The organism is Stenotrophomonas sp. RG-453 (assembly GCF_033843685.1).
In the GTDB taxonomy this organism is placed as follows: Bacteria; Pseudomonadota; Gammaproteobacteria; order Xanthomonadales; family Xanthomonadaceae; genus Stenotrophomonas; species Stenotrophomonas bentonitica_A.
Genome location: NZ_JAMYED010000002.1, coordinates 219,823 through 241,554 on the forward strand (window position 1 = coordinate 219,823; position 21,732 = coordinate 241,554).

Below are 21,732 nucleotides of genomic sequence, written 5' to 3' on the forward strand. Positions count from 1 at the left end.
TTCCAGTGCAGGAGGTCGTGACGATTCAGGCTGAGCGCCGGGGGGCGTTCCGGCGTGGCGCCGGAGCAGCGGTTCTGGCCGCCCGGTTCAGCGCCATCGCCGCGCGGATCAACGCCTTGAACGCGGTGGCGTTGATCGTATCGCCTTCGTGCAGATCGATGGCGCGGCGGGTGTTGCCTTCCAGACTCGCATTGAACAGCCCGTTGGGATCGGGAAGCGACGCGCCCTTGGCGAAGGTCAACTTCACGGCCGCCTTGTAGGTCTCCCCGGTACACAGGATGCCGTGGTGCTCCCACACGGGTACACCCCGCCACTTCCATGTCTCCACCACGTCCGGATCGACCTGGTGGACCAAGGCGCGGATCCGGGACAGCGCCTCGCCGCGCCAATCCTCCAGCGACTGGATGCGGGCATCGATCTGTTGCGACGCGGACGGCTCGCTGGCCATTGCGGCGCGCGGCGTTGAACGGGCATTGGGCTGGATCATGGGGACACCGATCACCATGGGCGGCCCGGCCGGCGCCCTTCGTGCGCGTTATAGACCCGATCGGAAGGGGCTTCAAGCCACAGGCGCGCGAGCGGCCTACGGGATGGAACGACGCTTGATTGCAATGTTATATTATTTCTTTAGCAGGTCAGAGCAGCAGACGTCCGGTGTCTGCTGGTCCACGCCCTGTCCTACCTGCTCCTGAGGCACGAAGAGATGAGAACCAAGGCAATGGTGTCCGCCGTACTGGCGGCCCTGTGCGCCGGCGAAGCGCGCGCCCAATCCGCCGATGCTGCGATCACCCTCGGCAGCGTGCACGTGCGGGAAGGCGCGAACCGTCCCCTGGCCGCCCACCGGGTGCTGACCTCGGTGGATGTGATGGGCGGCGACCAGGTCCATGAGAAGAACGTGTCCAACAGCTGGGAACTGCTCGGCCAGATGCCGGGCATGCAGCTGACCGAAACCCGCCAGGGCGCAGAGTCCGGCAAGGCGACCTTCCGTGCATTCAATGGCGAGGGCTACCTCAACGGGATCAAGATCCTGATCGATGGCATTCCCAGCAACGTCAACAGTGGCAACCAGCGCTTCATCGACATGGTGTTCCCGCTGGACATCGACTACATCGAAGTCGTGCGCGGTACCAACGACCCGCGCTATGGCCTGCACAACATCGGGGGCAACATCAACCTCGGCACCCGCCAGGGCGGCACGTATACCGATGCGCGGCTCACCTATGGCAGCTACAACACCCGCGAAGCGCAGGTGGCGATCGGTCGCGACGCCAACGGTGTCGCGCAGAACTATTTTCTGGCGTCGCAGGCGTCCGACGGCTACCGCGATCATGACCGATCGAAGAAATACTCGCTGGGCGGCAAGTGGTTCTTCAGCGGCGACGATGACCTGTTCAATCTCGGTCTGATCGCGCGCGTGTACCACCACGAAGCCGACGAGCCCGGCTTCATGACCGCCGCAGAGTTGGCAGCCGATCGTCGCGGATCCGCGCTCAAGAATGCCAACGACGTCGACGACCGCGACATGCGCCATCTCAGCACCCATCTGGATCTGCAGCTCAGCGATGCCGTGCATGTCAGCAACAAGCTGTACTACAACCGTTACGAGGACGACCGGCAGGTGACCTTCACCGCGTACGTGCCCGGCAACGCGCCGCGCCAGCGTCGTCAGTGGGATGAGAAACAGACCGGCCTGCTCAGCACGCTGACCTGGGCCGCCACGCCTGCGCTGACGGTCGAGGGTGGATTCAACGCCGAGCATCAGGACAATACGTACCGCCGGCTGCGCTACAGCCACGCCATTCCGACCGACTTCTCCACCCCGGCGCGGATCCAGAACGACGACCGCTACACCCTGGACAACCTCGGTGCCTACGCGCAGGCCGTGTATCAGCCCACCTCCGCGCTGAAGATCGTGCCGGCCTACCGTGTGGACCGCTTCTCCGGCAGCACCCACCTGCCCGGTGGCATCACCGCGCCGCTGCAGCGCTACGGCACCATCGGCCAGCCCAAGCTGAGCGTGGTCTACGCAATCACCCCGGTCCTCAACATCTATGCCAACTGGGGCAGGACCTTCCAGGTGCTGACCGGTTCCACCGCACCGGCTTACCTCACCGCCGGCCAGGAGACCTTCCGGCCCTCGATCAACACCGGCAAGGAGCTGGGCATCAAGTTCACCCCGGCCGTCGGCACCGACGCGCGCATCGCGGTGTGGCGCCAGGACGCGACGGACGAAGTAGCGAACATGCCGGCCACCGGCACCTCGGTCGGCCTGGGCCAGACCCGTCGCGAAGGGGTCGACCTGCAGTTCACCTCTCGCCTGGGCGACCACTGGACGCTGTGGGGCTCGCATGCGATCCAGCAGGCCAAGGTGGTGCGCGCGTTCACCACCGATGGCACCGCCCTGGCCGGCAACGAGGTGATCGCCACGCCGCGCTACATCAGCAACATCGGCGTGGACTACCGCGGCAACGAGCGCTGGACCTTCGGCCTGCAGGGCCGGATGCAGGGCGACTACTACATTGAAGAGCGCAACACGCAGGGCAGGTTCGGCGCCTTCGCGGTGCTCGATGCCAGTGCGTCGTATCGGCTTTCCGAGCGGGTCAGCGTGGACGTGCAGGTGAAGAACCTGACCGGCCGCGACTACGCGTATGCGTGGTATGACAACTTCTTCTGGGGCGGCGACGACCAGCCGATGTTCTCACCGGCCCCCGGGCGCTCGGCGTATGTCTCGTTGAACCTGAAGCTCTAGCGCGGCCCGGCCCTCAGATCCAGCGCTGGTCCAGCAGTTCGCGCTTGATGTAGGCATAGAACACCGGCGCGGCGACCAGCCCTGGCAGACCGAACGCCGCTTCCATCACCAGCATCGCCAGCAGCAGTTCCCACGCGCGTGCCTGGATCTCGCCACCGACGATGCGTGCGTTGAGGAAGTACTCCAGCTTGTGGATGACCACCAGGTACAGCAGCGCGACCACGGCCACGTAGAACGAGACCGACCGCGCGACGATGGTGATGACCGTGTTGGAGATGATGTTGCCCACCACCGGCAGCAGGCCGGCCAGGAAGGTGATCAGCACCAGTGTCTTGGACAGCGGCACATGCACCCCGAACAGCGGCAGCACCCCGAGCAGGAAGATGGCGGTGAACAGCGTGTTGAGCAGGGAGATCTTCACCTGCGCGAACACCACCTGCCGGAAGGCCGTGGCCATGCGGCTGGTGCGGCCGATCAGCTCGCGCGCCAGCGGCCCCAGCTTCGGCAGCGGCAGCTCGTCGTACAGCGCGATCATCGCACCCAGCACCATGCCGATCAGGATCCGCACGCTGATCTGCACGGCCGAGGTGCCGGCGATGCCGAGCTGCTGGCGGTGGGTGGCGGCCCAGTCGTTCATGGCCGTGCGCAAGGCCTGCAGATCTTCCGGGATGTACGGCTGCAACAGGTCCGGCACCTGGTGGCGGGAGGTGTTGAGGATGTCCATCAGGCGCATCAGCAGCGCATCGGGGCCACCGGTTTCATTGCGGAAGAACGAGGCGATGCCGATCGCGGCCAGGGTCAGCGCGCCGATGATCAGCGCCGACAGCACGATCACCGAATAGGCGCGCGCACGTCCGGGCGGCAGCCTGCCCTCGACGGTGGAGGCCAGCAGGTGGGTCAGGTGGAACACCAGCAGGCCCGACAGCAGGGTCACCACCAGGCCCAGCTTCAAGGTCAGCCACATGCCCAGCAGCATCAGCAGCCAGGCCGCGATGCGGGCGGTGGGTGGCTTGGGCAGCGTGGGAATCACAATGGACATGCGGGGGCATCCAGACGGGTGGCCCATGGTAGTGGATGTGGTGTGGGTGGTGCCGTCGAGCCCCGCACCATCAAACTGAAATCCAGCGTCTGCTGAAGCGGCACATCGACACGTTCGATGATCGCAAGCAGCAGGTTGACTGCACGGGCACCGATCTCCCGCATCGGTTGCCGGATGGTCGTCAGCGGAGGCGTGAGGTAACGCGACGATGCCAGATCGTCGAAGCCGACGACGGACAGATCACCCGGTACCCGGATGCCCAGATCCCGGCAGGCCGCCAATACGCCCAGCGCCATCTGGTCGCTGAAACAGAACACCGCCGTCGGCACGGGCGCGCGCGCCAACAGCGACATCCCGGCCGCATGTCCGGATTCGACGGTGAAGTCGCCCGGCACCACGCTCAACTGACGCAGGCGGCCACGCGCCTTGCCGGCGGCCCGGACCCCCTCCAGCCGTTGCTGATGCAGGGGATTGTCCGGCGGCCCGCCCACCACGGCGATCCGCTCGTGCCCCAGCCCGTACAGGTGCTCCATCACCGCGCGCGCGGCAGCCGCGTTGTCGATGTGGACGCTGGGAATGCCCAGCGCGGGGTCGAATTCGCATCCGTTGACCACCGGCGCGGCAGCGCCCCGCTGCTGGACGATCTCGCGCGCCGTCGGCGGCAGGCGGTGCCCCAGCACGATCAGGCCGTCGGCCTCGTTGCGCCGGAGCATCTGCGCGTAGCGCTCTTCGCGCTCGGGCAGGTTCTGGGTATCGCCCAGCAGGACAGCGTAGCCAACCGCCTGCGCCGCGTCCTCCGCGCCCTGCAGGATCTGGGCAAAGAACGGGTTGGCGATATCCGGCACGGTGACCAGGATCTTGCCGCTGCGCTGGGTCTTGAGTGTACGGGCCACCGTGTTGGGCACGTAGCCCAGCGCTGCAGCGGCCTGCTCGATGCGCGCGCGTGTAGCCGGCAGCACTTTGTCCGGCCGGGACAGCGCCCGCGACACCGTGCCGGCCGAGACGCCGACGTGCTTTGCAATGTCGTAGATGGTGGCCATGGCGCTACCTCTTCCTTCCGCTGTGCAGTGCACAACAGGACTTTCGAATGCCCCTGCTAGGATAATGCAATCGATTGCATCGAGGGCGAATCCTCTTGAAAACGCTCAAGGGTCCAGCGCTGTTCCTGGCGCAGTTCATCGGCGACACACCTCCCTTCGATCGGCTGGACACGCTGGCCGGATGGGCCGCGGGGCTGGGCTATTCTGGCGTACAAGTGCCGACCAGCGCGCCCGGGCTGTTCGATCTGGCCGAAGCTGCGCGCAGCCAAGCGTACTGCGACGATGTCATCGGCATGCTGGACGGGCATGGCCTGCAGATCACCGAGCTGTCCACCCACCTGCAGGGGCAGCTGGTCGCCGTCCATCCCGCCTATGACAGCCTGTTCGACGGATTCGCGCCGCCGGACACACGCGGCGACCCTGTCGCCCGCCAGGCTTGGGCGGTAGAGCAGCTGCTGCTGGCCGCCAAGGCCAGCCAGCGACTGGGGCTGACCGCGCATGCAACGTTCTCCGGCGCACTGGCCTGGCCTTACTTCTATCCCTGGCCGCAGCGCCCACCCGGTCTGGTGGAGGAAGCCTTCGCCGAACTCGGCCGCCGCTGGCGCCCCATCCTGGATGCATTCGACGCCTGCGGCGTGGATCTATGCTTCGAAATCCACCCGGGCGAGGATCTGCATGACGGCGCGACCTTCGAGCGCTTCCTCGACGTGGTCGACCAGCACCCCCGCGCAAAGATCCTGTACGACCCCAGCCACCTGCTGCTGCAGCAGATGGACTACCTCGGCTTCATCGACCGTTACCACGATCGCATCGGCATCTTCCACGTCAAGGACGCGGAATATCACCCCAGTGCCAGCAGTGGCGTGTATGGCGGCTACCAGGACTGGATCGATCGTCCGGGGCGGTTCCGATCACTCGGCGATGGCCAGATCGACTTCAAGGCGATCTTCTCGAAATTCGCGCAGTACGACTTTCCCGGCTGGGCGGTGCTGGAATGGGAGTGCTGCCTGAAGCACCCGGAAGACGGTGCACGGGAAGGAGCCGCCTTCATCCGCGACCACATCATCCGCGTGACCGAACGCGCCTTCGATGACTTTGCCGACAGCGGCACAGACGCCGCATCACTGCGCCGCATGCTGGGAATCTGAGCCGATACCGCCCCGGGAGGGCAAGCCATGACGCACACCATGTCGCGCTTGGGCGCGATGATGTTTCTGCAGTTCTTCATCTGGGGGGCATGGTTCGTCACCCTGGGGACCTACCTGGTGCAGGGGCCGTTGCAGGCCAGCGCGAGCCAGGTCGCGACGGCGTTTCTCAGCCAATCGATCGGCGCCATCGTCGCGCCCTTCCTGGTCGGCCTGATCGCGGATCGGTACTTCGCGGCGCAGCGCATCCTCGCGGTACTCCACCTCGCTGGCGCGGCGCTGATGTGGCTGGCGTCCACGGCGACGGACTTCAGCACCTTCTCCTTCTATGTCATGGGGTACATGCTGCTGTTCATGCCAACGCTGGCGCTGGCCAACAGTGTGGCGATGCGGCACATGCAGTCGCCGGAAAAGCAGTTTCCGCTCGTGCGGGTGGCCGGCAGCGTCGGCTGGATCGTGGCGGGCGTGCTGATCGGCTGGCTGGGCTGGGAACAGGCGCATCGGCTCGAGCTGACGTTCCGGATGGCGGCGATGGCGTCGCTGGCGCTGGGCCTGTATGCGTTCACCCTGCCGCACACCCCGCGCTGGCACAGCAGCGCGACGCCGGGCTGGGACAGATCCTGGGGCTGGATTCGCTGCGCCTGCTGAAGTCACGCTCCTACCTCGTGTTCTTCCTGGCATCGATCGCCATCTGCATCCCGCTGGCGTTCTACTACAACTTCACCAACCCGTATCTCAACGACCTGGGCGTGCGCGGCGCGGCGGGCCTGCAGTCGCTGGGACAGGTCTCCGAAGTCCTGCTGATGCTGGCCATGCCGTTCCTGTTCGTGCGGCTGGGGGTGAAGACGATGCTGGCGGTGGGCATGGCCGCATGGGTCGTGCGTTACGTCATGTTCGCCTTTGGTGATGCGGTTGGTGGCTTCTCGCTGCTGGTGATCGGCATCGTGCTGCACGGCATCTGCTACGACTTCTTCTTCGTCACCGGCCAGATCTACACCGATGCGCATGCCGGCCCGGCCGCGCGCAGCAGCGCGCAGGGATTCATCACGCTGGCCACGTATGGCGTGGGCATGCTGATCGGTACGTTCCTGTCCGGCGCGGTGGTGGAGCACTTCACCACTGCAGCCGGTCCAGATTGGCAACAGATCTGGCTGTTCCCGGCAGGCGTCGCGCTGGTCGTGCTGATCGCCTTCCTGTTGCTGTTCCGCGACCGGCCAGTGGTCGCGGCCGCACCTTCCACGCCCTGAGGACCCACCTGATGCCAAAACCTGGAATCGCCATCGTCGGCACGGGAATGATCGGTGCCGTGCACCGGCGCGCGGCGCTGCTGGCGGGTGCCGACATCCGTGGCGTGGCCGCATCGTCTCCGCAGCGCGCACGCGACGTGGCGCAGGCGTGGGGTGTCCCGCGTGCCTATCGGGACATCGAGGACGTGGTCGCCGATCCACAGGTGCAGGTGGTGCACGTCTGCACGCCCAACCATCTGCACCGACCCATGGCACAGGCCGCACTGGAAGCCGGCAAGCACGTGGTCTGCGAGAAGCCGCTGGCCACGACGCTGGAAGACGCCCGGGCGCTGGCGGCGTTGGCTGCGGCCAACGCGCTGGTCGCCACGGTGCCCTTCGTCTATCGCTACCACCCGGTGGTCCGCGAGGCGCGCGCACGCATCGCCCATGGCGAACTGGGGCCCCTGCACCTGATTCACGGCAGCTACCTGCAGGACTGGCTGCTGGACCCGGCCAGCAACAACTGGCGCGTGGACCCGGCGCTGGGCGGCGCGTCGCGCGTGTTCGCCGACATCGGCTCGCACTGGTGCGACCTGGTGGAATGGGTCAGCGGCGAGCGCTTCACCGAGGTCAGCGCGGCATTCGACACGGTGATCGCCGAACGCAGCACCGACACCGGGCAGAGCTTCACCACCGCGGCAGCCGGTGGCGCGATGCAGGCGGTCACCAGCGAGGACGTGGCGGCGGCGATGTTCCGCACCAGCGCCGGTACGCTGGCATCGTTGACGGTCAGCCAGGTATCGGCCGGACGCCACAACCGCCTCTGGTTCGAGATCGATGGTGCCAGGGCCAGCGTGGCCTTCAATCAGGAAGACGCCGAGCGGCTTTGGATCGGCCAGCCCGACCAGCGCGAGGAAACCTTCGTGCGCGGCCCCAGCGCCGGCAGTGCCGAGCAACGCCGGCTGTCCGTGCTGCCAGCGGGGCACGCGCAGGGCTACGCCCAGTGCTTCGAGGCGTTCGTCGCCGATACCTATCTCGCCATTGAAGGCGAACAGCCGCAGGGCCTGCCCACCTTCGAAGACGGCGTGCGCTCGGCGCTGATCGTCGACCGCGTCATCACCTCGGCCAGGACCCGTGCCTGGACCGCCATCGGTTGAACCCCGGGAGCATCTCATGATGAACACGCCTGCCCGCAGAACTGCCACCCTCGCCCTGCTGCTGTTCGCTGCCCTGCCCGTCCTGGCATACGAAGCCGCCAGCCCGCACAAGCCCATCGCCGTGCAGATGTACACACTGCGCAACGCCGGCCCGCTCGACCAGCAGTTGAAGATCGTCCACGACGCCGGCGTGGATGCGGTGGAAACGGTGGGCACGCAGGGCGTCAGCGCCAGCGAACTCAAGCAGTTGCTGGACCGGTATTCGATCAGGGCGATTTCCTCGCACGTGCCACTGGCCGAACTGCGCAAGGACCTGGACGGCGTGGTGGCCTTCAACCGGTCGATCGGCAACACCACCCTGGTGGTGCCTTATCTGGATGCGAAGGATCGGCCGACCGATGCCGCAGGCTGGACCGCACTGGGCCTGGAACTCGGCGGAATCGCGACGCAGGCACGGGCCAAGGGCATGCAGCTGGCCTACCACAACCACGACTTCGAGCTGGTCGACTTCGACGGCAGCACAGGGTTGGAACTGCTGTTCGCGGCCGCCGGACCCGATCTGCTGACCGAGCTGGACCTGGCCTGGGTCGCGCGTGCGGGCCATGACCCGGCGGCCATGCTGGAGACATTCCGCGGCCGCCTGTTCGCGGTACACGCCAAGGACAATGCGCCGAAGGGCCACGCCGAAGACGAAGGCGGCTTTGCCGCCGTCGGCCAGGGTGTCCTCGACTGGAACACGATCCTGCCGGCCGCGGCCGATGCCGGGGTGCGGTGGTACATCATCGAACACGACCAGCCGCGTGATCCGGCCAAGGTCATCCAGGCCGGGGCGGACTACCTGCGCAGACACCTGCCCGCCCGCCTGCCCGCCAGCGCACCGCGCCAGCCAGCAAAGGAGTAATGCTTGAATACGTGTTTCAGATTGATCCCGATCCTCGCCGTACTGGCGTCGATTGCGCTGCTTGTGCCTGAGGCGTGGTCCAAGAACGACCCCGCGGCCGGCGCGACCCTCTACGCAACCCACTGCACGGCCTGCCACGGTGCCGAGCGCGCCGGTGTTCCGCCAACGTTCCCCGCGCTCACCGACGTCGCCAAGCGGCTGCAGCCGGCGCAGATCAAGGAGAAGATCAGCAAGGGCGGCGGATTGATGCCGCCGTTTCCACAGCTGTCGCCCCAGGAGATCGACGATATCGCCAGTTACCTGGCGCACTAGGCTGCCCGCGCCGGCGCCGGCTGCCGTTTCGTGCCGGCGCTACAGCTCGCGCACCCAGATGTTGCGGTAGCTGACCCTGGAATCGTGCTCCTGCAGGTAGATCGGCGCACACGCATGCGGCGTGTACGACGGCGCGCCGATGTACTCGGTCTTTCCCGCCAGGACGGTGTCGTCCTGCACCAGCACGCCGTTGTGCAGCACGGTGATGCGGGCGGGCGAGGTGAGCCCGCCGCCCGGCGAGAAGCGCGGTGCCTTCCAGATGATGTCGTAGGCCTGCCACTCGCCCGGTGCACGCGAGGCGTTCACCAGCGGCATGGCCTGTTTGTAGAGCGAGGCCGCCTGGCCGTTGGCATAGGTCGGATTGTTGTAACTGTCGAGCACCTGCAGCTCATACAGTTCCTGCAGGAAGATGCCGCTGTTGCCCCGATCCTGGCCGTTGAAGCCCTTTGTCGCGATGGGCGAGCGCCATTCGACGTGCAGCTGGATGTCGCAGAAGCGCTGCCGGGTCCGGATGCCCTTGCTTCCGGGAACCACGGTCAGCGCACCGTCGGCGACGCTCCAGGGCACGCGCCCCCCCTGCTCCGACTCCCAGGCGGAAACATCCCTGCCATCGAACAGCACGACCGCGTCGGAGGGCGCACCTCCCGGCGGCGTGGCCACGCTCGCGGGCACGGGCGTCCACACCTCGGTCTTCGCTGGATCGCGAACGGGATCGGCACCGGCCTGCGCGAACGCCGGTGCAGCGGCCAGCACACCGGCGGCGATCAATAGCGGCGTGATCTTCATGGCGTGATCCATCAGCTGGTCCCCCAGGCGGGTGTACCGGGAACATAGGCGAGGTCGCCGTCGTAGCGACCCGGCACGGCGACATACTTCAGCACTTCGGTCGCGCCGACCTTCGAGGTGAAGAAACCGAAGATGGTCAGCTGCTTGAACATCGTGAAGTAATGCGGCATCGGCTCTCCTGCTTCGGCGGTGCCGGTTTCGTTCACCTCGACCGCGTGCTTCCTGGCCTCTGCATCCAGCGCGCGCAGCAGTTCGGTGCGCGCCTGCGGCGCAAGTGAAACGAAGCGGCCGCCGGCGCGTTTGTCGATATCGGCCAGGCCGGCACGGAACGTCGCCTGCTGCCGGGCGGTGTAGCAGTCGCTGACGAACGTCGCCATGAACGCGCCGGCGCCCGCGTCCTTCGCCCCCGGCGTTTTCGTCCGTGGCAGGATGGTCTCGGCAATCTCGTCCAGCGTGCCAACATCCGCATCGGAGAAGCGCGCCTTCGCTCCTGCGGCAGGCGCCTGTGCCTGACCGAGCGCAGGCAGGCCGACCATCGCCGCACCGGTGGCGGCGACGATCATTTTCAGCAGTTCGCGACGGTCCATCACAGGTTCCCCGCTTTCAGTTCGCGCACGGCATGGTCGGCAGCCCGCGCGGTCAGCGCCATGTAGGTCAATGATGGATTCACGCACGCGCTGGAGGTCATGCAGGCACCGTCGGTCACATAGACGTTGGGCGCATCCCAGACCTGGTTGTGCTGGTTCAGCACGGAGGACCTGCGGTCCCGTCCCATGCGAGCGGTGCCCATCTCATGGATGCCCTTGCCCGGGGCGTAGTCGTTGTCGTGCATCTCCACGTCCTTGACGCCGGCGGCCTCCAGCATCTCGGCGGCATCGGCGGCCATGTCCTTGCGCATGGCCAGTTCGTTGGCGCGCATGGCGACGTCCATCGCCAGCACCGGCAATCCCCACTTGTCCTTGCGGTCCCGGTCCAGGCGGATCGTGTTGTCGTGGTGCGGCAGCATTTCGCCGAAGCCGGTCATGCCGATGCGCCAGTCACCGGGCACGGTCAGCGCCTCCTTCAGGTCGGCACCGATGTTCAGCTCGGCGATCTCGCGCGACCACCCCGTGCGGCTGGCACCACCCTGGTAGCCGAAGCCGCGCAGGTAGCCGCGCTTGTCAGCGGCCACGTTGCGGAAGCGGGGAATGTAGAAGCCGCAGGGACGACGGCCGAAGTAGTACTTGTCCTCAAAACCCTCGACCCGACCGGAGGCCCCTGCGCCGAAGTGATGGTCCATCACGTTGTGCCCCAGCTCACCGGACGAAGAGCCCAGCCCACCCTCCCACACATCGGTGGCCGAGTTCATCAGCAGCCAGGTCGAGTTGAAGGAGGAGGCGTTGAGGAAGATCACCTTGGCCGTGTACTGGTAGGTCTGGCCGGTCTCCGCATCGACGACCTCCACACCGCGTGCACGCTTGCGGTCCTTGTCGTAGAGCACTTCCTTGACGATGGAGAACGGCCGCAGGGTCAGGTTGCCGGTCTTCATCGCCGCCGGCAGCGTCGCCGCCTGGGTGGAGAAATAGGCACCGAAGGGACAGCCGAGGATGCACTTGTTGCGGTACTGGCAGTTGACCCGGCCCTGCTCGGGCATCGGCTTGGTGATGTTCGCCGTGCGCGAGTGGATCATGTGCCGGGTGCCGCCGAAGGCCTTCCGGATCCGGGCGGCCACGTCCTTCTCGACGATGTTCAACGGGATCGGCGGCAGGAACTCGCCGTCCGGCAACACGTCCAGCCCTTCCCGCGTACCGGCGATGCCGGCGAATTTCTCCACATGGTCGTACCACGGCGCGATGTCGGCGTAGCGGATGGGCCAGTCGGTGGCGATGCCGTCCTTGAGGTTCGCCTCAAAATCCAGGTCGGAGAAGCGATAGCTCTGTCGGCCCCACATCAGCGAACGCCCGCCGACATGGTAGCCGCGGAACCAGTCGAACCGTTTGGTCTCGATGTACGGCGATTCCTGTTCGTCGGCCCACATGCCCTGCAGGTTCTCGGCCAGCGCGTAGTCGCGCATCAGCACGGGGAAGGCGGCCTTCATCGCCTGTGTAGGCCGGTTGCGATGCGGGAAGTCGCACGGCTCCTTCATCGCGTTGACGTAGTCCTTGACGTGCTCGATGTTGCGCCCGCGTTCCAGCATCAGGACCTTGAGGCCTTTCTCGGTCAATTCCTTCGCCGCCCAACCGCCACTGATTCCCGAGCCAACGACGATCGCGTCGTAATGATTGTCTGCCATGGATTTCTCACCTGGTGGATATCGTTTCAGACGTCGCAGAGGCCGATGGCCTCGCGCAGCGAGCCGACGGGATCTGGTGCCGCAGGCATGAATTCCTGCGCCAGATACCCATCGAAACCGGTGTCGCGGATCGCGCGACAGATGGCGGGGTAGTTGAGTTCCTGCTGGTCCCCGATCTCGTGTCGGCCAGGCACCCCCGCGGTGTGGTAATGCTTGAAGCAGTCGTGATGCCTGCCAATGGTGGCGATGATGTCGCCCTCCATGATCTGCATGTGATAGATGTCGTACAGCAGGCCGAAGTTGTCCGAGCCGAGCCGCTGGCACAGCTCCACGCCCCAGGCGGAGTGGTCGCACAGGTAGTCGCGATGATCGACCCTGGAGTTCAGCAGCTCCATCACCAGCACCACGCCACGTTTCTCGGCGTGCCCGAGGATGCGCTTGAGGCCGGCCTCGGCATTGGCCATGCCCTCCTGCGGGTCCATCCCGTTGCGGTTGCCGGAAAAGCAGATGAGGTTGCGGTAACCGGCATCGGCCACCAGGTCGATATGCCGCGTGTAGCGCTCCACCAGCTGGTCGTGGAACGCACGGCCGGCAAAGCCTTTGGTAAGGCCCAGCTCCGCGCCGTTGCACATCGAGCTGTATACGCCATGGGCCTTCAGGGTGGGCCAGTCTTCCGGGCCGACCAGATCGATGGCGGCGAACCCGATGTCCTTCACCGTCGTGCAAAGCTGGGCCACCGATTGCTGCGGGAAGGTCCAGCGGGCGACGGAATGCCTCAGGTTGCCCTTGAGCGACGCGGTGCCGGCAGATGCAGGCAACACCGCCGCAGCGCCCAAGGCAAGGCTCGCTGCGGCCGCCATGCGCAGCGCATCGCGTCGCGTGAGACCCCCGGCCGGCCCCGATGCCGGGCTGATCGAATGGATGGACATCCGTCTTCCGGCCTCCCAACCGGTGTCAAACGCTGGCGATCCGCTGCAATGCAATCGATTGCACCATAGAGGAGGACATCGTTTTTTTGCAAGACGCGGTGCACGAAAATGCATGCTGCAGGGCACAACGCGCGTGATGCCGGTCGCCGTGTGCGTGCGATGGGAGAGCGGCGCGCCACGCAATCGCGTTCACGGGGCTACGGAAGGACAGTGCCGCCGCGCAGCAGGATCCGCTTATCGCCGGCGAGTCATCGCTTGGCGCAACTTCTCCCTTGAGTTGTGACCCATCGTGCCATGGCTACGGGCAGAAGACAGGCGTCAAACCGGCAGGAAGCAGAGCTTCCCGTGCAAAAAAGAAAAACCCCAGCAAGCACAGCGGCTTACCGGGGTTTCTGTTTGCATCCGTAAAAATCAGAAATCAAAAGGGGTCTATCCACCAATGCTCCGGAAAGACACCATTTACCCCTTTGAAATCATTGGCTTAGATAAATAAACACCACAACTGGCTATACCCTTTTGTCACGAATCATCCCTTGGCGGCCCCACCGCGGCTTCAAACGCAACAAAATTGCTCCAATCATTAGGAGCCACCTATACAAAGCGTATGAGCCGCTCAGAGCTGTTGAACGCTCAACCACCCGCGCGATAGTCCGGCAGGTTGGGCTGGTGCCTCGACTGCCAGTCGCTACCGGAACAGACTCCGCATGTCCGCGCGTTGAATGTAACTAGACTCATGTCAGAACACTGGAGGAGCTCGCCCTGGATCGCTGACTGGATCCGAAGAGGCACACGCAGGAGGCGTCCCGCGGCGCCAAATTGGGGCTAGAGCTCCAGGGAGCTCAGATCGCGCGAGGTGAACCTTGCCGCCGTGGCATCATTGAGCCCGTCTTGTCACACAAAGATACGAAATGTCCATTATATTGGACATTTCGTATTCGTTGTGACGTATTACGGACCTTGACCTGACCGTTTTTACGGACACCTGGTCAATCATGTGTATAATAACGGACATGAAAGATGTCATCCTCCTCCGCCTTGCTCACCAGATCCGGAGCATGCGCGTCCAGCGTGGCCTAAGCCAATCGGCCTTAGCTGCCGCCGCCAGCGTGAACCGAAAAACGATCATCGAGCTGGAGAAGGGTGCAGCCGGGATCGCGCTCGGTACCGTGGTGGCGGTGTTGGAAAGCATGGGCGGCGAACTAAGCGTAGTGCCTGCCTCCAAGCCCACCACGGTAGAACTGCGGTCGCTGCTCGGGCTGGCGCCACCTCATGCCATGTACGGACATCACGCGCCTGGGAAGAAGGTGGCCGCAGACAGTGCCGTGCAAGGTCCCCGTCGGCGGCGCGTGACCGCTAGTGGCAAGACCGAGCCGGGCCAGCCGATAGGGAGCAAATGATGGTCAAGCGCACAAGCATGACGGTGTCCACGCCCCAGGGTCTATCGGGGCAGTTGGACTACGTGGGCTACTACGCCTTCAACTACGCGCCAAGTGCCCTACCCCCCTCCGCTGTCTCGTTGGGTATGCCCGTACGCATGGAGCCGTATGAAGACAACGAACTCATGTCCATCTTCCAAATGAACCTTCCGGAGGGCCATATGCTGGAGATGCTTCAGCGTCGGTTTGGGAAGACATCCACGCTTGATCCCATGCTCCTTTTGGCGATGGCGGGTGGTGAAGCTGGCATTGGCCGTGTCTTTGTCACAAGCCCTGAGTTCACCCCCGGTGCGGCGATGGGCATTGAACTTTCTCAGTTGCTGGCAGACCAAGGAACAGGCGATTTGTTCCAAGAACTGACCGACGCCTACCTGATGCGGTCAGGCGTCTCTGGCATGCAGCCGAAGCTTCTGGTCCCAGAGCAATCAGGGGCAGTATTCGGAAAGGCACTTCTGCCCACACGAGAACTCATCGTCAAGACCGAAGGCGCCCACTTCCCCGGTTTGGCCATCAACGAATACCTATGCATGTCCATCGCCAAGGAAGCTGGTATTCCGGTACCGGATTTTTTCCTTTCAGCAGACAATAAACGATTTGTCATGCGGCGATTTGATCGCACGCAGGCAGGGGCACCAATAGGCTTTGAGGACATTGCGGTCCTTGCGGGACTCAACGCAAGCTGGAAGTACAGCCTCAGCTATGAGCAGGTTGCCCAGATACTCAATGCCTACTGCTCGGTGGAGCATCGGCGGGCGGCGTTGGCGCAGCTATTCGACCAAGTCGCACTGTCAGTATTGGTCGGTAACGGTGATGCGCACCTGAAGAACTTCGGCGTGACCTACGAGAATCCTGCACAGGACACCGTGAAAATGTCGCCGGCCTACGATATCGTCTGTACCACCTGCTACCTTCCCAGTGATGTGTTAGCGCTGACCTTGAATCACCAGAAGGGTCTGTTGGCAGCAAGGGTGGATTTGGAAGATTTTGGGAAGAATAGCTGCAAGGTTGTCGACCCGCTCGCTCGGATCGCCCGGCTGGTGGAGGCTATGCATGTGGTCATGTACACCGAAAGCGATCGAATTGACCAGGTCCCAGGGTTACGACAATGCTTCGAACCTTCGCTAGCGCGGTTCGAAAAATTGGTGACCGGGCACCCCCCGTGCTTGCTCGACTCGTAGACCACCCACTGGCCGGCAACGATTGGCCTAGTTCCAATTACAACGCTGACACTATGCCGGTGCAGGTCCATTTGTGTATGAGGGCCTGCTACTAAACGGAGTGCGGCAGACGGAGGAGCCATGCAGTGCGCTTTCCGCTGCCGCGGCAGCTGGAAAAACTCCGAGCACCCGCTACCTGATCAACTCTCAGATGCTGTCTAGAGACATCCACAGCCCAGCGCGATCTACCATCGATCCTTTCTAGGCCAATACTCACTTTGCCCCTGAGCGCGGGTCAAGGCCTCTTTGAGCGCCTGAACTCTAGCCTCCGTAGCGCCGTCTTCAATCAGATCTTCGCAGGCGCTCTCAAGCGCCCAATACACGCGGGCCGCCTTGTTGATGTAGTCCAGCCAGCTGTCCAGCTCCTTGGACGCCGGGAGAGTTGAAGCGTGTACGTGTTTCGCAAGATCGGCGGACATATCTCGTAATGCAGTTGCCAAATCCCAGGAGTCAGCGTGCGTAGACATGAGCAGGGCACCTGTTTTAAAACGCTTGGAAGAATGTGCTACTCGATTGATATTGCCCTGCGCGATCCACGCCGCGCGGCCATCTGAGGCCGCATCCTGTGGCCCCGGCTCAACGCCCCCTTTCTGGGAGGGCTGTCCATTATCCCGCGGCGCTTGGCAATCAGAGCCACTGACCGCCGATATCGGCCTTCAGCCAAAATCGGGCACTCAGACGGACAGCGCCTGCCTACCGCGGCTCGGGCGGTTCAGACAAGCAGACAAGCAACTCAAACACCGAGAGCATACACTGAGTACTGACTGTGCAATGATTGCGCTCAAAATCCGCAATGCGCCACGGCAACCAGTAGCAAGAGTCCTGCCTACGGCAACAACTGCAAAGACAACAATCGGACGACGTTATGCGCGCCCCCTCAGAAATCTATGTTGGAAATTTCAAGCTGGATGAGGCGGGAGAAGCTATAGGCCAACTATCCATCGCCGGAAGTAGATCCGAGTTGGTGCTTAGCACTAGCTTTGCGGTAGATATGGAGTCACTTCCCCACGAAATATATGGAAGGTCGACAAAGGGCGAGGCGATCAGCTGCATAGACTGCATCCCACGCGGCCAGACCAACACGATCCACGGCGAAGAGAACAGCTACACGTCATCCACCTTATTTCCTCACTACGTGGTAATAGGGAGAGAGTGGTTAGATCAGAGTGCCGCAGAGATCGACTCAATCTCCTTCACCACAGAGGAGCTGGGAGCACTCGTCGGCGACCGTCTTGCGTTTGGCTGGATATTCCCTAAACCTGAAGACCTAAAGGCGCTGATAGGAGATTCCAGGGAAGAGGTATTCGATGGTGCGCAGGTGGCGTACTTTAGTGGAAAGACAACGATTGCAGAGCTAGAAACCAATCTAGGCCGTATCAGCATTTTTAACAGTCCCAGTGGAGAATCTGGTACAGCTCACGGTGTAGGAATCACGAACGTTGTACGCATCAGCGTGGATATGAGCGAACCAATTACGCTCAACGAAGCAGCTACCCGCATACTCGTGATCCTAAGATTCCTAACAATGCTAAGTGGTCGACACCAGACAGCACACCAGTTCACTGCACGAAGGTTCTCGCAGGACGAGCTTTCTTTGCCGGACACGGTTCACGTATGCATGGCACGCGCGTCTTCCGTCGAGAAGCTTCCCACATCGCTTCGATTTGACCTTCCACTAGACGCGGCAACGCGAACAGTAGAGTTCTGCAACGTCATGTCATCCTGGATCGCAAGGGATCCCAAGAGGCTCGCCGCACGGGTACAGCACGCTAACGGCATAGAGTACGGAAACCGTTACACCACCAATCGCCTCGTAGCAGCGGCCAACATGTTCGATCTTCTTCCCAAAGAAGACTGCCCACAACCGCCAGAGTTGCCTGACCGTCTACTGGCGGCTGCCAGTCAGACAAGGCTGCTATTCCGGGATCTCCCCGTCTCACCACAACGCGACTCAATGCTCCAGGCCCTCTCAAGGCTCGGCAGCTCGACACTTACATCAAAAGTTAAACATCGGGGCGAGATCTTACTAAACAGTCTGGAACCGTGGTTTCCGGAACTTCTGCAAGTTCTGGGACTGGCAGTGAAGTGCAGGAACTACTTCGTGCACGGCCCTTCCGGCGATCTCGACTATGAAAAAGTTTATCCCTTCCTCCCTTTCTTCACTGAGACACTGGAATTTACATTCTCTGTATCTGAGCTAGTAGAATGCGGCTGGGATGTCGAGAGGTGGTCTAGAGCAGGACATACAATGAGCCATTCCTTCACAGAGTTCCGTGCGTCCTATCGCGAGAGGGTTAAGGCACTAGAAGTAGCTGGACTTGTTAGAGGGAAATAGCGCACTTAGTTTAGGCGAGCGTGACTGAATCGCCCAAGGGGCCGAGGGTAGACACCGCCCACCCTCGGGGCCGGCTATCGGCCAGAACCGGACACCTTGGGCGACCACGCCTGAGGCAGGGTCGATCGGAGCGGGCTTGAGCGACGCGTTCCTCGAGAGGCGAGTCTATATTGGAGCAGGCCGCGCTCCCCCCCAACTCAACGCTCTCGACAACCCAGGTTCGGTACGACTATTCTTCATTTCATGTCCGCCTTCTCGGCCCGCCACCGTCGACTCATCCGGTTCAGCATTTTTGTGCTGATGCTGTTGAGCGTTGTTGTTCGGCCGATTGTGATCCAGCAGGGCGAGCTCCACACTGCCGAGCACGACATCGCTGCAACGGCGGAGCATGGGCACTCACACGCCCCTGGACATGGCGACAACGTAGATCCGAAGCATGCATCAGGCGTCCACAGCGTCCTTCACCAGGCTGATGTGAGCTTTGCCGGCATGCTGGTGTCCTCGAATCTGAACCTGGCTACGGTTCCGCCGGCATCTTTGTTGCCCGGCCTGCACTCCGTTGATGAGCCCTCCGGCCATCGCGGCTCACCTTTCAGACCTCCGATCGTCTAACGACTCCTGCCGCGCTGTAGCGGCCTGAGAGCGCTGTCCACCAAATGGTGGCCGGCAGCGCGTCGTCATGACCATTTGTCGGAGATTTTCCGTGAAATTACGTAGTTTGTGGGCGCTGGCCTTAGCCGGCGCCTGCGGTGTGGCCGTGCCTGGCCACGCCGCTGAAGTGCTGCGCCTGGAGGATGCGGTTGCCCGTGCCCTGGGCACTCATCCCCGCGTCCAGGCAGACGCCGCTCAACTGGAAGCTGTCAGAAGCCGTGCGGGCCGGGAGGCATTGCCTACGCCGCTCGTCCTTGGCGGCGAGCTTGAGAACGTGGCTGGCTCAGGTGGCCTGAGCGGCTTGGACGCCGCGGAATCCACCTTTCGCGTCTCCAAGGTTCTGGAACTAGGTGGGAAGCGGGCAGCGCGCCAAGCGCTCGGCGGCGCCGAGGTGGACGCCGCCCGAAGCGAAGCGGACGTCACCCGTATCGCTATCGCCACCTTGGCCGCGGGGCGCTTCGTCGACGTGCTGGCCGCTCAGGAGCATGTCGAGCACGCCGAAGAGCGCATCAAAATGGCCCAAGCCATGCGTCGTGAAGTGGCCCGCTGGGTAGCGGCCGCCCGCAATCCGGACTCGGACCTGAGATCCGCCGAGATCGCCCTGCTTGATGCCGAGTTGAAGCGGGAGCAGGCGTTGCAGGCCCTGGAAGGCGCGCGGATGTCGCTGGCGGCCATGTGGAGGGCGCCCAGCCCGGATTTCGGCTCGGTTGCAGGGGATACCGGGGTCCTTCCCCCTCTGGACGATTTTGATGATCTGAGCCTACGCCTCGCCACGACACCACAGCAGCGGGCCATGGAGGCCCAGGCCGGGGTTCTGGGTGCAAGAAGGGAGATCGCCCGGGCCAGCGCCAAGCCGGATGTCAGCGTTGGCCTCGGCATTCGCCGACTGGAAGCCACCAAAGACAGCGGCCTGGTGATGTCCATCGCTGTCCCGTTGGGGAGCCGGCGGCGATCGGACTTCTCCGTCGCCGAAGCAGACTACGAGCTGACCTCGCTCAAATACAGGCGCGAGGCGCAAATGCTGGAGGTGCGTCAGGAGCTGTTTGGCATCTACCAGCAGCTCAAGCAAGCGCAGTCCGAAGTGGAGTCAGTGCGCCAGCGCCAGTTGCCAAAGGCCAAGCAGGCCTTTGATCAGAGCCGCAGAGGCTTTGAGGAAGGACGCTTCTCCTTCCTGGTACTAAGCCAGGCGCAGCAGAGGCTCTTCGACCTTCGCGAACGGGAAGTCGAATCCGCCGCCCGCTATCTCCGTCTCCTGGTCGAGGCCGACCGCCTCACTGCTTCTGCCCTGGACATCCGCCCATGAACCGATACGTATTCTTGATCCTGCTCCCCTTCGCCTTGGCTGCATGTGGCGGCAACGAACCGTCGCAGGGAGACAAGCCTGAAGCCACTGCTGCGGCCGCAGGCGATTACGAACGAGGGCCGCATCGCGGGCGCATGCTTCGCGACGGCGACTTCGCCCTTGAAGTAACTGTTTACGAAACCAATACCCCGCCGCAGTTCCGGCTGTATGCCTATCGCAACGACAAGCCGCTGGCACCTGGCGAAGTCAAAGCGACGATGCAACTCAAGCGACTAGACGGCGAAATCAACAACTTCAGCTTTGTTCCAGAGAATGATTACCTGATGGGCAACGGGGAGGTGGTTGAACCGCACTCCTTTGACGTCAAAGCCGACGCGGTGGTGGGTGGGAAGAACTACAACTGGGCATACGCCTCGTACGAAGGGCGCACCACCATAGATCCGAAAGCGGCTGCCGACGCAGGTGTCGTGGTTGAGTCCGCTGAACCAGGGGTCATCCGGGACACTGTCGCCCTTATGGGGAACGTCGCAGTCGACACCGGTCGATTCGCTGCGGTGAAGGGACGCTTCCCGGGCGTGGTCCGCAGTGTGGCGGTCGAGATGGGACAACGCGTCTCGGCCGGTCAGACGCTGGCCACGGTGGAGGGCAATGACAGCATGCGGACCTACTCCGTCACGGCGCCTTTCAGTGGTGTCGTGCTCGCACGCAACACGGCGGTAGGAGATGTCGCTGCCGACAACACGTTGTTCGAGATTGCTGACCTTTCTGAGGTCTGGGTGGATCTGCGTGCGCTGGGAAGCGACGCCGAGCGCCTGTCCCCGGGCCAAGCGGTAACCATCCGTTCGGCAACAGGTGGTTTGGAAGCAACGGGAAAGCTGCAGGGCCTCCTGCCGCTGGCCAGCGCGAGCCAGACCGTGGTGGCACGCGTGGCCCTTGCCAACAGCGAAGGCAAGTGGCGACCGGGAATGGCCGTATCCGCCGAGGTCGTCATCGCGGAAACGGAGGTTCCTTTAACGGTAAAAGAATCGGGCCTTCAGCGTTTCCGGGACTTCACCGTGGTGTTCGCCCAAGTGGGCGACAGCTATGAGGTGCGGATGCTTGAACTGGGTAGGCGCGATGGCGAGCGCGTGGAGGTTCTGAATGGGCTCAAGCCGGGAACCCGGTACGTCTCCGAGCAGAGCTATCTGATTCGTGCCGACATCGAAAAGTCCGGCGCAAGCCACGACCACTAAGG

At 63.5% G+C, this 21,732-nt stretch carries 18 protein-coding genes and 1 pseudogene; 12 read left to right on the forward strand and 7 right to left on the reverse strand.

Annotation, left to right across the window (positions count from 1 at the left end; all coding sequences use genetic code 11):
- Window positions 1-25: 25 nt before the first annotated feature.
- On the reverse strand, window positions 26-487 hold the full coding sequence (locus NJD74_RS03555) for a DUF1801 domain-containing protein (protein WP_319623674.1): 462 nt from the start codon (window positions 485-487) through the stop codon (window positions 26-28).
- 216 nt (window positions 488-703) lie between these two features.
- On the opposite strand from NJD74_RS03555, the gene NJD74_RS03560 reads away from it, so the two are divergent.
- On the forward strand, window positions 704-2,749 hold the full coding sequence (locus NJD74_RS03560; RefSeq protein WP_319623675.1) for a TonB-dependent receptor: 2,046 nt from the start codon (window positions 704-706) through the stop codon (window positions 2,747-2,749).
- 13 nt (window positions 2,750-2,762) lie between these two features.
- On the opposite strand, the gene NJD74_RS03565 is transcribed toward NJD74_RS03560, so the two are convergent.
- The gene (locus NJD74_RS03565) at window positions 2,763-3,788 is read right to left on the reverse strand and encodes a hypothetical protein (protein ID WP_319623676.1); all 1,026 of its coding nucleotides are present in this window, start codon (window positions 3,786-3,788) and stop codon (window positions 2,763-2,765) included.
- Window positions 3,776-4,828 (reverse strand): LacI family DNA-binding transcriptional regulator, encoded by a 1,053-nt coding sequence (locus tag NJD74_RS03570; protein WP_102789083.1) that lies wholly within the window; start codon window positions 4,826-4,828, stop codon window positions 3,776-3,778. The genes NJD74_RS03565 and NJD74_RS03570 overlap by 13 nt, the downstream gene beginning before the upstream one ends.
- A 95-nt stretch (window positions 4,829-4,923) precedes the next feature.
- Between NJD74_RS03570 and NJD74_RS03575 the strand changes: the two genes are divergently transcribed.
- From NJD74_RS03575 to NJD74_RS03595, 5 genes and pseudogenes are all read left to right on the forward strand, one after another.
- Window positions 4,924-5,976: a sugar phosphate isomerase/epimerase family protein gene (locus tag NJD74_RS03575; protein ID WP_070473473.1), complete on the forward strand. Its 1,053-nt coding sequence runs from the start codon at window positions 4,924-4,926 to the stop codon at window positions 5,974-5,976.
- A gap of 27 nt (window positions 5,977-6,003) precedes the next feature.
- A pseudogene (locus NJD74_RS03580) lies at window positions 6,004-7,220 on the forward strand (nucleoside permease).
- Between the two features lie 11 nt (window positions 7,221-7,231).
- On the forward strand, window positions 7,232-8,356 hold the full coding sequence (locus NJD74_RS03585; protein ID WP_319623677.1) for a Gfo/Idh/MocA family oxidoreductase: 1,125 nt from the start codon (window positions 7,232-7,234) through the stop codon (window positions 8,354-8,356).
- A 19-nt stretch (window positions 8,357-8,375) separates the two neighbouring features.
- Entirely contained in the window at window positions 8,376-9,257 is an 882-nt protein-coding gene (locus NJD74_RS03590) for a sugar phosphate isomerase/epimerase (protein WP_319623678.1), read from the forward strand.
- Window positions 9,258-9,278: 21 nt separating this feature from the next.
- The gene (locus NJD74_RS03595) at window positions 9,279-9,569 is read left to right on the forward strand and encodes a cytochrome c (protein ID WP_070473477.1); all 291 of its coding nucleotides are present in this window, start codon (window positions 9,279-9,281) and stop codon (window positions 9,567-9,569) included.
- 39 nt (window positions 9,570-9,608) lie between these two features.
- On the opposite strand, the gene NJD74_RS03600 is transcribed toward NJD74_RS03595, so the two are convergent.
- From NJD74_RS03600 to NJD74_RS03615, 4 genes are read right to left on the reverse strand one after another with little or no spacing between them, the layout of a single operon-like run.
- Entirely contained in the window at window positions 9,609-10,367 is a 759-nt protein-coding gene (locus tag NJD74_RS03600) for a DUF1080 domain-containing protein (protein ID WP_070473479.1), read from the reverse strand.
- Window positions 10,367-10,942, reverse strand: coding sequence for a gluconate 2-dehydrogenase subunit 3 family protein (locus tag NJD74_RS03605; RefSeq protein WP_070473480.1), 576 nt, complete (start codon window positions 10,940-10,942; stop codon window positions 10,367-10,369). Before NJD74_RS03605 ends, NJD74_RS03600 begins: the two co-directional genes overlap by 1 nt.
- Window positions 10,942-12,627 (reverse strand): GMC family oxidoreductase, encoded by a 1,686-nt coding sequence (locus NJD74_RS03610; protein ID WP_319623679.1) that lies wholly within the window; start codon window positions 12,625-12,627, stop codon window positions 10,942-10,944. Before NJD74_RS03610 ends, NJD74_RS03605 begins: the two co-directional genes overlap by 1 nt.
- Before the next feature lie 26 nt (window positions 12,628-12,653).
- A complete protein-coding gene (locus NJD74_RS03615) occupies window positions 12,654-13,556 on the reverse strand; it encodes a TIM barrel protein (RefSeq protein WP_319623680.1) in 903 nt (300 codons plus the stop codon).
- 1,010 nt (window positions 13,557-14,566) lie between these two features.
- On the opposite strand from NJD74_RS03615, the gene NJD74_RS03620 reads away from it, so the two are divergent.
- From NJD74_RS03620 to NJD74_RS03645, 6 genes are all read left to right on the forward strand, one after another.
- On the forward strand, window positions 14,567-14,953 hold the full coding sequence (locus NJD74_RS03620) for a helix-turn-helix domain-containing protein (protein WP_172407555.1): 387 nt from the start codon (window positions 14,567-14,569) through the stop codon (window positions 14,951-14,953).
- Entirely contained in the window at window positions 14,953-16,170 is a 1,218-nt protein-coding gene (locus tag NJD74_RS03625) for a type II toxin-antitoxin system HipA family toxin (RefSeq protein WP_172407554.1), read from the forward strand. Before NJD74_RS03620 ends, NJD74_RS03625 begins: the two co-directional genes overlap by 1 nt.
- A 904-nt stretch (window positions 16,171-17,074) precedes the next feature.
- Window positions 17,075-18,544, forward strand: coding sequence for a hypothetical protein (locus NJD74_RS03630; RefSeq protein ID WP_319623681.1), 1,470 nt, complete (start codon window positions 17,075-17,077; stop codon window positions 18,542-18,544).
- Window positions 18,545-18,787: 243 nt separating this feature from the next.
- The gene (locus tag NJD74_RS03635; protein ID WP_319623682.1) at window positions 18,788-19,156 is read left to right on the forward strand and encodes a hypothetical protein; all 369 of its coding nucleotides are present in this window, start codon (window positions 18,788-18,790) and stop codon (window positions 19,154-19,156) included.
- 91 nt (window positions 19,157-19,247) lie between these two features.
- Window positions 19,248-20,498: a TolC family protein gene (locus NJD74_RS03640; RefSeq protein ID WP_319623683.1), complete on the forward strand. Its 1,251-nt coding sequence runs from the start codon at window positions 19,248-19,250 to the stop codon at window positions 20,496-20,498.
- Window positions 20,495-21,730 carry an efflux RND transporter periplasmic adaptor subunit gene (locus NJD74_RS03645; protein ID WP_319623684.1) on the forward strand — a complete coding sequence of 412 codons (1,236 nt, stop codon included), beginning with the start codon at window positions 20,495-20,497 and terminating at the stop codon, window positions 21,728-21,730. Before NJD74_RS03640 ends, NJD74_RS03645 begins: the two co-directional genes overlap by 4 nt.
- Window positions 21,731-21,732: the final 2 nt, after the last annotated feature.